At 69.8% G+C, this 12,346-nt stretch carries 11 protein-coding genes; 2 read left to right on the top strand and 9 right to left on the bottom strand.

Features of this window, described 5'->3' with window-relative positions; translation table 11 throughout:
• Positions 1-36: 36 nt before the first annotated feature.
• Positions 37-1,725 (bottom strand): aa3-type cytochrome oxidase subunit I, encoded by a 1,689-nt coding sequence (gene ctaD / locus QSK36_RS09245; RefSeq protein ID WP_285782058.1) that lies wholly within the window; start codon positions 1,723-1,725, stop codon positions 37-39.
• Positions 1,726-1,847: 122 nt separating this feature from the next.
• On the opposite strand from ctaD, the gene QSK36_RS09240 reads away from it, so the two are divergent.
• Complete coding sequence (locus tag QSK36_RS09240; protein WP_139572877.1) at positions 1,848-2,213, top strand: thioredoxin family protein; 366 nt, start codon at positions 1,848-1,850, stop codon at positions 2,211-2,213.
• Positions 2,214-2,327: 114 nt separating this feature from the next.
• On the opposite strand, the gene QSK36_RS09235 is transcribed toward QSK36_RS09240, so the two are convergent.
• Both QSK36_RS09235 and QSK36_RS09230 read right to left on the bottom strand, forming a co-directional pair.
• Positions 2,328-3,698: a class II 3-deoxy-7-phosphoheptulonate synthase gene (locus QSK36_RS09235; RefSeq protein ID WP_352239967.1), complete on the bottom strand. Its 1,371-nt coding sequence runs from the start codon at positions 3,696-3,698 to the stop codon at positions 2,328-2,330.
• Between the two features lie 11 nt (positions 3,699-3,709).
• A complete protein-coding gene (locus QSK36_RS09230; RefSeq protein ID WP_285782057.1) occupies positions 3,710-4,957 on the bottom strand; it encodes an FAD-dependent oxidoreductase in 1,248 nt (415 codons plus the stop codon).
• 119 nt (positions 4,958-5,076) lie between these two features.
• Between QSK36_RS09230 and QSK36_RS09225 the strand changes: the two genes are divergently transcribed.
• Positions 5,077-5,244, top strand: a complete 168-nt coding sequence (locus QSK36_RS09225; protein WP_161627906.1) for a hypothetical protein — start codon at positions 5,077-5,079, stop codon at positions 5,242-5,244.
• A 2-nt stretch (positions 5,245-5,246) separates the two neighbouring features.
• On the opposite strand, the gene QSK36_RS09220 is transcribed toward QSK36_RS09225, so the two are convergent.
• The 6 genes from QSK36_RS09220 to QSK36_RS09195 all read right to left on the bottom strand — a co-directional run bounded on the left by QSK36_RS09220 (position 5,247) and on the right by QSK36_RS09195 (position 12,203).
• The gene (locus QSK36_RS09220; RefSeq protein ID WP_285782056.1) at positions 5,247-6,251 is read right to left on the bottom strand and encodes a phosphotransferase family protein; all 1,005 of its coding nucleotides are present in this window, start codon (positions 6,249-6,251) and stop codon (positions 5,247-5,249) included.
• Positions 6,252-7,148 (bottom strand): aldose 1-epimerase family protein, encoded by an 897-nt coding sequence (locus tag QSK36_RS09215; protein WP_285782055.1) that lies wholly within the window; start codon positions 7,146-7,148, stop codon positions 6,252-6,254.
• Between the two features lie 519 nt (positions 7,149-7,667).
• A complete protein-coding gene (locus tag QSK36_RS09210; RefSeq protein WP_285782054.1) occupies positions 7,668-8,990 on the bottom strand; it encodes a GH1 family beta-glucosidase in 1,323 nt (440 codons plus the stop codon).
• A gap of 4 nt (positions 8,991-8,994) precedes the next feature.
• The gene (locus tag QSK36_RS09205) at positions 8,995-9,696 is read right to left on the bottom strand and encodes a 2-oxo acid dehydrogenase subunit E2 (protein WP_285782053.1); all 702 of its coding nucleotides are present in this window, start codon (positions 9,694-9,696) and stop codon (positions 8,995-8,997) included.
• A 59-nt stretch (positions 9,697-9,755) separates the two neighbouring features.
• Complete coding sequence (locus QSK36_RS09200; RefSeq protein WP_285782052.1) at positions 9,756-11,816, bottom strand: cellulose binding domain-containing protein; 2,061 nt, start codon at positions 11,814-11,816, stop codon at positions 9,756-9,758.
• A 261-nt stretch (positions 11,817-12,077) separates the two neighbouring features.
• Entirely contained in the window at positions 12,078-12,203 is a 126-nt protein-coding gene (locus tag QSK36_RS09195; RefSeq protein ID WP_285782051.1) for a hypothetical protein, read from the bottom strand.
• Between the last annotated feature and the right edge of the window lie 143 nt (positions 12,204-12,346).

Below are 12,346 nucleotides of genomic sequence, written 5' to 3'. Positions count from 1 at the left end.
CCCCCGGCGACGGGGGCCCCTTTCTGTTCCGCGCTCCTATTTCGCGTCGGGATCGACGAAGTCCCGCTTGGTCTCCGGCGGCTCGCCAGGCTTGCCGCCGATCCGCGGATAGCGCAGGTCGAAGGCGGGCCGCTCGGAGCGGATCGGCGGGATCGACACGAAGTTGTGGCGCGGCGGCGGGCAGGACGTCGTCCACTCCAGCGAGTTGGCGTGCCCCCACGGGTCGTCGACCGTCACCTTCTCCCCGTGCCGTACGGTCCACCAGATGTTGTAGAGGAACGGCAGGGTGGACAGCCCGAGCAGGAACGCCCCCACGCTCGACACCTGGTGCATCCACGTGAAGCCGTCGCTGGCCGCGTAGTCGCCGTACCGCCGCGGCATGCCCTGCGCGCCGAGCCAGTGCTGGATGAGGAACGTCATGTGGAAGCCGATGAACAGCATCCAGAAGTGGATCTTCCCAAGCGGCTCGTTCAGCATCCGGCCGGTCAGCTTCGGCCACCAGAAGTAGAAGCCGGAGAACATCGCGAAGACCACCGTGCCGAACACCACGTAGTGGAAGTGGGCGACCACGAAGTAGGTGTCGGTCACGTGGAAGTCCAGCGGCGGCGACGCCAGGATCACCCCGGTAAGGCCGCCGAGCAGGAACGTCACGAGGAAGCCCACGGCCCACAGCATCGGCGTCTCGAAGGTGAGATGGCCCCGCCACATCGTGCCGGTCCAGTTGAAGAACTTCACTCCGGTGGGCACGGCGATCAGGAACGTCATCAGCGAGAAGAACGGCAGCAGCACGTTCCCGGTGGCGAACATGTGGTGCGCCCACACGGTGACCGACAGCGCGGTGATCGCGATCGTCGCGCCGACCATCCCGACGTACCCGAACAGCGGCTTGCGGCTGAAGACCGGGATCACCTCGGTGATGATGCCGAAGAACGGTATCGCGATGATGTACACCTCTGGATGACCGAAGAACCAGAACAGGTGCTGCCAGAGGAGCGGCCCGCCCGTCTGCGGGTCGTAGATGTGGGCGCCCAGCTTGCGGTCGATCTCCAGTGCCAGCAGCGCGGCGGCGAGCACCGGGAAGGCGATCAGCACGAGGATCGAGGTGAAGAACACGTTCCACGTGAAGATCGGCATCCGGAACATCGTCATGCCCGGGGCGCGCATGCACATGATCGTCGTGATGAAGTTGACCGAGCCGAGGATCGTGCCGAGGCCGGACAGGGCCAGGCCCATCACCCACAGGTCCCCGCCGAGTTGCGGCGTGAACGCCGCGTGCGACAGCGGCGTGTAGGCCGTCCAGCCGAACGTCGGCGCCCCACCGGTCAGCATCGATCCGAGGACCATCAGGCCGCCGAAGAGGAACAGCCAGTAGCTCGCCATGTTCAGCCTCGGGAACGCCACGTCCGGAGCGCCGATCTGCAGCGGCATGATCGCGTTGGCGAATCCGGCGAACAACGGCGTCGCGAAGAACAGCAGCATGATGGTGCCGTGCAGCGTGAACAGCTGGTTGTACTGCTGCAACGTGACGAACTGCATGCCGGGCTCGAGGAGCTCCGCCCGGATGACCATCGCCTGCAGGCCGCCGACCAGGAAGAAGAAGAACGTGGTGATCAGATAGAGGTTGCCGATCACCTTGTGGTCCGTGCTCGACAACCATGAGGCGATCCGGGCGCCTGTGCCCTTCTGGGCCGTCAGGTCGGTCGGCCGTACGGCATGAGTCGTCATCCGGGTGCTCCTTCTAGGTCAAGGAGGTCTCCTGCCCAACCACACGAGGCTCATCGCGAAATGGAATGCTGGGATTGTCCGGCTGGTTATGCCCGCTGAAGACCGAGCGAAAGGAGTCGCCCATGGCGACCATCGAGGTAACCGAGAAGAACTTCAACGACATCGCCGACAACGGCATCGTACTGCTCGATTTCTGGGCATCCTGGTGCGGCCCCTGCCGGTCCTTCGCGCCGATCTTCGAAAAGGCGTCCGAGGAGCACGAGGACATCACCTTCGGCAAGATCGACACCGAGGCGCAGCCGGCCCTGTCGGAGGGCTTCGAGATCACCGCGATTCCGACGATCATGGCGATCCGCGACGGCATCGTGGTGTTCGCCCAGCCGGGCGCCCTTCCCGCGCCGGCGCTCGAGGACCTGATCCGGCAGCTGCGCGCGCTCGACATGGACGCCATCCGCGCTCAGATCGAGGCGGAGGCCAAGAACTCCTGAGGCCCCCGGGCCGCGCCCCGGAAACGGAAACCGCCGTCACCCCGTCCGAGTGATCGGAGGGCGACGGCGGATTCAGACGACCGGACCGGGCGGCACAGTAAGGCCCGGTGCGGGTCAGCTCGACCGGTACAGCTCCGCGACGCGGAAGGCGAGATCGAGCGACTGACCGCGGTTGAGGCGGGGGTCGCACGCGGTCTCGTACCGCAGCGCCAGGTCCTCCTCCACGATCGCGTGCCCGCCGCCCACGCACTCGGTCACGTCGTCGCCGGTGAACTCGATGTGGATCCCGCCGGGGTGGGTGCCGAGCGCGTGGTGCACCTCGAAGAAGCCCGCGACCTCGTCGAGCACGTCGTCGAGGCGGCGGGTCTTGTGGCCGCTCGGCGCCTCGAAGGTGTTGCCGTGCATCGGGTCGCACACCCAGGCCACGGTGGCGCCGCTCGCGTTGACCTTCTCCACCAGCGTCGGCAGGGCGTCGCGGACCTTGCCCGCGCCCATGCGGGCGATGAAGGTGAGCCGTCCGGGCTCGTTGTCCGGGTTGAGCTTGTCGATCAGCGCGATGGCCTCTTCGGGCGTGGTGGTCGGGCCGAGTTTCACGCCGATCGGGTTGCGGATGCGGCTGAAGAACTCGACGTGCGCCCCGTCGAGCTGCCGGGTGCGCTCGCCGATCCACACCATGTGCGCCGACACGTCGTAGGGCAGGCCCGTACGCGAGTCGATCCGGGTCAGCGCCCGGTCGTAGTCGAGGATCAGGGCCTCGTGGGAGGAGTAGAACTCCACGGTGTGGAACTCCTCGGGGTCGGCCCCGCAGGCCCGCATGAACGAGAGCGCCTGGTCGATCTCCCGCGCGAGCTGCTCGTAGCGCCGCCCCGCCGGCGACTCCGCGACGAAGTCCTGGTTCCACGCGTGGACCTGGCGCAGGTCGGCGTAGCCGCCCTTGGTGAAGGCCCGCGCGAGGTTCAGCGTGACGGCGGAGGAGTGGTAGGCGCGCAGCAGCCGGTTCGGGTCGGGACGGCGGGCCTCGGCGGTGAAGTCGAAGCCGTTGACCATGTCGCCCCGGTAGGCCGGGAGCTCGACGCCGTCGCGGGTCTCCATGGGCTTGGACCGCGGCTTGGCGAACTGCCCGGCGAGCCTGCCGATCTTCACGACCGGCACGCGGCCGGCGTAGGTCAGCACGATCGCCATCTGCAGCAGCGTCTTGAGCTTGTTGCGCACGTTCTCGGCCGTCGCGCCCGCGAAGGTCTCGGCGCAGTCGCCGCCCTGCAGGACGAACGCCTCCCCGCGCGCCACGGCGGCCATGCTGTCCTTGAGCTGGTCGCACTCGCCGGCGAACACCAGCGGGGGCAGGGACGCCAGCTCCGCGACGACCTTGTCCAGCTCGCCGCGGTCGGGCCAGTCCGGCTGCTGGGCCGCGGGCAGGTCACGCCAGGTGTCCAGGGCACGCCGGGTGTCCGGGCCGCTCACGGGGTCGAGGTTCGTTGCGCTCACGGGTACCAAGGTTATTGCACCCTGTCCCGTGTGGGCCCCTTCCTGTCCATTTGCTGAGATCTTTTTTCTCGCAGCGGAAGACGTACGTGCTCGGGCAGCACGCCGAGCCCGATGAACCGGGGCACCAGCGAGCGCACCACCGGCACGCGGGTGAGGGCGGGGATCGACGCCACGGGACCGGCGAGCGCCGGCCGGATGAGGCGTTCCTGCACCACCCGCTGCGCGGTCTGCACGACGGCCGTGGGGACCTTCCTGCGGCGCTCCACTCTGGCGAGCACCGCGGCGGGGGCCGTGCCGCGCAGCAGCGCCGGCCCGACGATGTTGGCGGCCGCGACCGCGTCCTGCACCGCGAGGTTGATCCCGACGCCGAAGACCGGCGACATGGCGTGGGCCGCGTCGCCGATGAGCAGCAGCCCGGGCAGGTGCCAGCGCGTGAGCCGGTTCACTTCGACGCTGAGCACGCCGGTCTCGTCGAAGCCGCGCAGCTCGGAGGTCCTGCCGCCGAGGTAGGGCAGCAGCCGTTCCACCTCGCGGCGCAGCGCGTCGACGCCCTTCGCCTCGAGCGCGGCGAAGCCGCCCTTCGGGATGAGATAGGCGAGCTGCCAGTACGTCTCCCTGTTGATGGCGACCATGAGCCGTCCGGCCGACGCCCGCAGGAACGGCTGCTCGGGATCGCCCTCCGCCCGCGACAGCCGGAACCAGACGACGTCCATCGGCGCGCCGAACCGTCTCGGCGACAGCCCGGCCGCCCGCCGCACGTCGGAGTGCCGGCCGTCGGCGGCGACCGTGAGCACGGCCCGTATCTCGCGCTCCTCACCCCGCTCGTCGCGGTAGCGCACCCCGCGGATCGCGCCGTCGTGCCGTACGAGATCGACGACCTTGGCGTTCATCAGGAGGTGGAAGTTGGGATACGCGCCCGCCTCGCGGGTGAGGAGGTCGAGGAAGTCCCACTGCGGAACGAAGGCGATGTACCGGTACTTCCCCGGCAGTCGCCGCAGGTCGGCGATGGGCACCTGGCCGTCGTCGGTCCGTATGGACATCGAGTACGCCTTGCGGTGCGGCAGCCGGTGGAACGCCTCGGCGAGGCCGATCTCGTCCAGGACCTGGAGGGTCGAGGGATGGATGGTGTCACCGCGGAAGTCGCGCAGGAAGTCCCCGTGCTTCTCCAGCAGAGTGACGTCGACGCCCGCGCGGGCCAGAAGCAGCGCGAGCATGGCCCCCGCGGGCCCGCCGCCCGCGATCACACATGTCGTCTCCATAATTCATCACCCGCTGAAATCATCTCACGCGGGGGGCCGGGCCGCCAGATGTGGGCCTACCGGAGCGCGCGCGGGACCGCTATTTTGTGATCAATGGAGTCGGCCTTCTGGAGTCCGCTGTGAGTGCTCGTGTCAGTCACCTGCCCCGCGTCGCGGCCGGGGCGATGGTCCTGTCCCTTGTGGCGTCGCTGACCGTCGGAGCGCCCGCGGCCCTCGCCGCGACCGGCGACTCCGAGCCGCACACCGGCAACGGGTGCGGCTCGCAGTCCCTCACGCTGGAGGCGTGACCTCAGACGTGCGCGTGGTTCCGGGACCCCGCGCGCAGCAGGTCCAGGCAGGCGACCAGTGACCGCGTGGTGATGTCCCTGGTGGGGGCGTAGGCCTCCTCCGGATACTGCCGCGGGCCGTCCTCCACCAGCATGATCAGATAGAGGTAGACCCGGTAGAGGGCGATCCGGACGCGGGCGGCGTGGTCCAGCGTCAGCGGGCCGGCCTCCTGCCGGTAGCCCGCGAGCATCGGATCGTCCTCGCGCAGCTCATCGAAGATGGTGGGGGTGACGAAGTCGGCGAGCGGGTCGCCCCAGAACGCCCTCTCGTGGTCGATGAGCGCCTGGACGCGCTTGTCGCCGTTCAGGAACACGTTGCCCGGCCACATGTCGAAGTGCACCAGCGACGGGGCGGTGACCTGGTCGAGGACGTGCGCGTTCATGTGGACGAGCCCGACGATCTCCACGATCGTCGCGGGGAGCGGGGTGTTGTAGTAGACCGCGTCGTCCAGCAGGGCGCCGACCATGACGAGGAACGCCTCCCGCCAGGTCCGGCCGGTCAGCCCGGCGTACGGGTAGCCGAAGACGCCCGTGCCCGGGATGGCGTGCAGGCGGGCGAGGTGGCGGCCCAGTTCGAACCGCAGCGCGCTCTCCTCCGCGGGGCTGAGCGACGTCCGGTTCCACGGCATCCCGTCGAGGGCGGACAGGATGAGGTAGTCGCCGCCCAGCAGCGGGTCGTCGAACGACGCCTTGAGCAGGGTGGGCATCGGCAGCCCCACAGGCTGGGCGAGGTGGTAGACCATCGCCTCGGTGCGCAGCAGGTGGCGCTCGTAGGCCAGCAGCCGCAGATCGGGCGGCGGCCCGAGCTTGAGCACCACCTGACGTCCGTCGTCGAGGCCGAGCCGCCAGACGGCGTTCGCGAAGCCGTCGGCGAGCTCCTCCGACGAGGTCACCCCGCAGCCCAGCGCGTCGCGGGTGACCTCGTCGAGCTGGGCGGGGGACAACCGCCTCTTCGTCTTGCTGTCCATTCACCCTTCCAATGACGCAGTGGTGACCGCGATGGTCCACGTGGCCTCGTGCTTGTCCCCCGGCTGCAGAACGATCAGATCCGTGCCCGAGTTGAACGCGTCGGGCGGGCAGGTCATCGGCTCCACGGCCAGCCCCCGGTGGCCGAGCCCCGTGCCGGTGCAGACCTGGACCCACGGCATCACCGCCGGGTCCCAGGTGAGCTCCACCCCGCCCTCGGGCCCGAGCACGCGCACGCGCCCCTCCGTCACGCCCGTGAAGGCGTGGTCGACGGCGGTGTCCCCGATCACGTGCGGCGTCCTGAAGTCGTACGGCGTCTCCGCGACCTCCACCAGGTCGGTGGGGGCGAGCAGGTCGTCGGTGAGCAGCACCCGCCCGGCCGGCAGGCCGAGCTCGTAGGCGGTGACGTCGGGCCCGGCAAGCAGCCACGGGTGCGGCCCGCAGCCGTACGGCGCCGCCGTCTCGCCCACGTTCTGCGCCGTCAGCGTGGTCGACAGGCCCTCCTCGGACACCGAGTGCCGCACCTCCAGGGCGATCCTGTGCGGGTAGCCCTCGGTGGGCTCCACGACGTGCGTCAGCCGTACGTGGCCGTGGTGGTCCTCGACCGACAGCAGCTCCGCGCACTTCCAGTCGAGCTCGGCGACCAGGCCGTGCAGGGCGTGGCCGCGGTCGGGCTCGTTCACCGGCAGGTGGCGGCGCCGCCCCTCGAAGACGTACGTGCCGCCGACCACCCGGTTCGGCCACGGGGCCAGGATGGTGCCGCTGTAGTAGGGGACCGGCCCGCCTTCCGGCCAGCTCGTCACCAGATCGCGGCCCTCGTGGGACAGCGCCCGGAGCGCGCCGCCCCGCTCGCTGATCGTGGCCTGGTATCCGCCGCCGGCAATCGTGTAATCGGGCACGGGGGAGTCCTCTCGCTGACGCGACGTCAAGAAGCGGGTCATCTGACGGTATGCAGGGACTTTATCCCAGCTCATCGCCCTTGATCCAAGCGGGGTGGGAGGATAGTGGGAGCGCTCCCACTTCGGGTAAAGCTAAGTCTTTTCGGCGGACGCGTCAACTTATTCGCGGGATTATCGCGTAGATCGGTATAACGGCATCAATTTGCCGCAGACCGGTCCTCGCATGCACGTGCATGGGCGACCGCCCACCATTCCGTGCTGAAAGTTTCAGCAGCTCCGGGCAGCCGTCATCGTGCCGTCGCGCACCATGGTTCCGGGCACGCGAATAGGCGCGGCCGGGTGTGAACCGTGCCGCGGAATCGCCGGTGAAAAGGCGCAGGGAGAAGCCAGGGATGGCGGCGGAAAGCCGCCGGCCCGGTGCGCGGCGCGGAACCGCCTCGCCCACCGGGCCGGCTCGCCGGGCTGTTGCCGGGCCCTGTTCATCGGGCCCGTGCGGGCCCGTGCGGGCCCGCAGGGGTGTCAGCGCAGCTCGCCGCTCTTCACGACGTCGCGGTACCAGAACGCGCTGTCCTTGGGAGTGCGCTGCTGCGTCGTGTAGTCCACGTGCACGATGCCGAACCGCTGGCTGTACCCCTCGGCCCACTCGAAGTTGTCGAGCAGCGACCACACGTGGTAGCCCTCGACCTGCGCTCCGGCCTCCATGGCGCGGTGCACCGCGTTCAGGTGGTCGCGCAGGTACGCGATCCGTCGCTCGTCGCGGACGCGGCCGTCGGCGTCGACCCCGTCCACGGTGGCCAGGCCGTTCTCGGTGATGACCATCGGCACGCCGGGGTAGTCCCGCTGCACCCGGACGAGGATGTCGTGGAGGCCCTCGGGGTAGATCTCCAGCCACTCGGCCTGGGCCCGCTCGTGCAGGAAGACCCGCTCGCCCTTGCCGTCCACGAAGACCGGGGTGTAGTACTGCACGCCGAGGACGTCGACGGGCTCGCTGATGACGCCGAGGTCCCCGTCGAGGATGTGGTCGGCCATCGGGCCGCGCTCGGAGATCCAGCGCAGCGTGTCCTCGGGGTAGCGGCCCTTGAAGACGGGGTCGAGGTAGAGCCGGTTCTCCAGCCCGTCCTGGTGGTGGGCCGCCTCGCGCGCCTCCGGCGTGTCGTCGGCCGCGTAGGTGGGGTGCAGGTTGAGCGCCGGCCCGATGCGGCGTCCGGGGTGCCGCTCGTGCAGCACCCGGGAGGCGAGGCCGTGGGCGAGCAGCAGGTGATGGCAGGCGACGAACGCGCGCGCGTCGTCCTTGAATCCCGGCGCGTGGCTGCCGAAGCGGTATCCGCAGTCGACCACGGTCTTGGGCTCGTTGATCGTCAGCCAGTCCCTGATCTCCAGGGCGTCGAAGCAGATCTCGGCGTACTCGGCGAAGCGTTCGGCCGTTTCCCGGTTCTCCCAGCCCCCTCGGTCCTGCAGTTCCTGCGGCAGGTCCCAGTGGAAGAGCGTGGCCATCGGCCGGACGCCGCGTTCGGTCAGCCCGTCCACGAGCCGGCGGTAGAAGTCGAGGCCCTTCTGGTTGGGCTTGCCCGAGCCGGTCGGCTGGATCCGCGGCCAGGCGATGGAGAAGCGGTAGCTGCCCAGGCCCAGATCGGCGATCAGGTCCAGGTCCTCGTTGTATCGGTGATAGTGGTCGGCGGCGTGCTCTCCGCTGTCGCCGTCGCGTACGTTGCCGGGGACCGCGCAGAAGGTGTCCCACACCGAGGGCCCGCGGCCGTCCTCCGTGGTCGCGCCCTCGATCTGGTACGCCGCGGTGGACGCGCCCCAGACGAAGTCGGCCGGAAACCGTGCGGGTGAGTTCATGGCTTCATCCATTCTCGGTGAGGAAACGCGCGGGTGATTCGAGCGCCGTGCGGAGTTCGCCGAGGAACTCCGCGGCATCGCGACCGTTGATGAAACGGTGGTCGTATGCGAGGCCTATTGTGGCGGTCCTGCGTACGGCGAAGCCCGAACCGTCCTGGACGACCTCCGAACGCGGCGCGGTCAGCGAGAGCGCGCACGTCTGGCCGGGGAAGACGATCGGGACGGCGAACACGATGCCGTCGTGCGTGTGCAGGGTGAGCGTGATGGCTCCCCCCTGGAGGTCGCGTTCCCGGAACGACCCGGTGAGCGCCGTCTTGCGGAAGCCGACCAGGTCGCCGGCGATCTCGGCGAGCGGCCGGTTGCCGGTGTCGCGGACGACCGGGATGAACAGCCCCCTGCCCACGTCGACCGTCACGCCCACGTCGGCCCGGTGGGCCTCGAGCAGCTCCTTGCGGGCCACGTAGGTGTCCCGGCCCCTTCGGACGAGTTCGGCGTACCGGCGCATCGCGGCGATGGGCATGCCGCTCGCCCGCAGGCGGGTGAGCAGCGCGATCCAGTCGGCGTCCCGCTCGGTGTAGCGCCGGTGGCCGTTGTCGCCGCGCGGCGGCGGCTCCAGCATGAGGCCGGCGCGTTCGTAGTAGCGCAGCGTGTGGGCGGTGAGGCCCGTACGCTGCGCTACCTGCGCGATGGTCATGCCGTCGTCCATGGGACCAGTCTGGGAGTTAGAGCGCGCTCTAAGTCAAGCCGGAGATCATTGGGCGCACCTTACTGGGCGGTGCAGAGGGTGCCGTTCAGGGTGAAGGCGGTCGGCAAGACGTTGGGGCCGCTGTAGGCGCCGACGAAGCCGATGGAGGTGCTCGCGCCGGGTGCGAGCTTACCGTTGTCCGGGGTGCTGGTGACGTTCACCGAGGTCCCGTTCTGCGTCCAGTTGGCGCTCCATCCGCTGCTGACGGTCTGCCACCCGGTGGGCCAGGTGAAGTGGAGCGTCCAGCCGTCGACGGCGGCCGCGCCGGTGTTGGTGACATCCACGGTGGCGACGAACCCGTTGCCCCAGTCGCTGGTGTCCCTCAGGCGTACCGAGCAGGAGCTCTCGTCGGGGGTGCCGGTGGTGAAGGTGAGCGGCGCGGAGGCCCAGGAGACGCGGCCGGCGGTGTCGCGGGCGATGACGTTGACCGTGTAACGGGTGCCGGGGACGAGGTTGCGGACCGTGAAGGAGGTGCCGGAGGTCTCGCCGAGTTGCTCGGTGACGGCGCCGTTCTGGCGGTGGATCTCGTACTTGGCGACGGGGCTCGCGCCGGGGGCGGCGGCGGGCCAGGAGATGGTGGCGGTCTTGTCGGTGACGTCGCTCGCGGTCGGCTGCCCGGGGGCCGCGGGGGCGCCCGTGGTGGCGGTGGCCGGGTGCAGCACCAGCGTGGTCAGCGAGTACGGCGGGAGGGTCTGGGTGGTGGCGGTGCCGCCGTGGCCGGTGCTGACCGAGGTGGCGCCGTTGGTGAGGGTCTGCACCGTGGGCGCTTCGCTGGCGGGGGTGAACCCGTCGTAGTCGATCTTCACCTGGTGTTCGCCGTCCGGGTCGCGGTTGATCAGCAGGACGGCGAGGTCGCCGTTGGGGCGGCGGGCGGCGTGCGCGGCGACCAGCGGCTCGTCGGTGGCCGCGCGGACGAAGCGGTCGCCGGGGCGGGCGAACGCGCTGATCATGGAAAGCGCGCGGTAGGGGGCGAAGGGGGTGTTCAGCGGGGGTTCGCAGGTGTCGCCCGAGCACGTGCCGCTGGACAGCATGCCGAAGTCGCCGTAGTCGGTGTGGCCGGCGACGGTGCTGATGGTGCCGGCGCCGTTGCGGACGTTCCACCAGTCGATGGTGAACACGCCCTGCTCCATGAGGCCGGCGTAGGCGTCGGCGGCGAACAGCGCGCCGGGCTGGGTGTTCGGCGCGATCCCACTGTTGATCTCGGTCATCGCGATGCCGATGTCGCCGGCGCGGGCGCCGGCGTGCTTGGCGATCTGCTTGCGGACCAGGTAGAGCATGTCGGGGATGTGGGCGGTCTTGGTGAGGACGTCGGCCACGTCGGTGTGCGCGGGATACCAGTGCAGGATGACGAAGTCGATCTTCGAGGCGGCGACCGACAGGACGGTGTCGTTCCAGGTGGCCTGGTCGCCGGCGGCGACGATGCCGTCGGGCCAGTTGGCGGGGGTGGTGAGCACCGCGCCGATCTTGATGGTCGGGTCGACGGCCTTCATGGCGTCCGCGTACTGCACGAGGTTCCTGGCGTACTCGGCGGGGCTCTTGTCGGCGTGGTCGTCGGCCTCCCAGTCGGCCCCGTAGTGGCCGTTGCCGTAGTTCTCGTTGCCGATCTCCCAGTACTTCACGCCGTACTTCTTGGTGACGTTGGCGTACTCCACCCAGTCGGCGGCCTCCGCGGCGCTTCCGGTGCCGTAGTTGGCGATGACCAGAGGCTGCGCGCCGGTGCGCTGCGCCGCGTGCATGAAGGTGTCGAAGTCCGTGCCGGGGGCGACGTAGCCGCCCGGGGCGGTGTGGGTCTTCCAGTGGTAGATGTCGGCGTACGACCCGCCCGGGTAGCGCAGCATCTTGACACCGGCGGCCTTGAGGAGGTCGGCGGTCTCGTTCGTGCCGAGATTGCTGTCCCAGATCGCATGGTTGGCGCCCACAGCGGTGTCGGACGCGGCGGCCAGGCCCGCGCGGGTGTTGACGGTGACGTTGACGGGCGCGGTGTCGGCGGTGGCGGCGGGTACGCCGGTGAGGACCTGGGCGGCCACCGCTGCGCCCGTGAGGAGTGCGATGGCCGGCCTGGCGATGCGCAGGGTGCTCATTACGTCCCTTTTCTGGAGGATCTTGCCCGTGAGATCGTGATCAGGACGTATGGAGCGGTCAAGCAGAAGCCCCCCGGTGGGGCCCTGAGCTGCGACAGAGTTAGGCGGGTCGTGCAACTTTCACGCAGAACGCCGCAGTTGGCGGCACGGCCAGGGTCACGCGACCAAGCGCGGCCAGGCCGCCGCGAGTGCGGCCTGACCGGCCGGCGTCTGATGCGCGCCGTCCGTGGCCCAGCACTCCGGCCCGGTCGTCGCGGCGAGCTAGGCGAACATGCCGTCGGCGGTGAGCAGGTGCGCGCCGTACTTGCGGGCGAGCTCGCGCACGACCTGGATCTTCGGGTCCAGGCCGGCGCGCCGCTCCTTCCGCTCCTCTTCGCCGACGTGCACGTCGCCGACCTGGACAAGGCCGCGAACAGGTTCGCGAGCTCACCCGCCGAGGGCGGGCCGCGCTCGGCGGGGAAGTCTTCGCCGCGGCGTACGGGAAGGGGTGGGAGCTGGACGCGAAGACGGCCGTGACCGAAGTCGGCCCG

It is taken from the genome of Microbispora sp. NBRC 16548 (assembly GCF_030268985.1).
Taxonomy (GTDB): domain Bacteria; phylum Actinomycetota; class Actinomycetes; order Streptosporangiales; family Streptosporangiaceae; genus Microbispora; species Microbispora catharanthi.
This window is presented reverse-complemented; position numbering and strand designations above follow the sequence as displayed.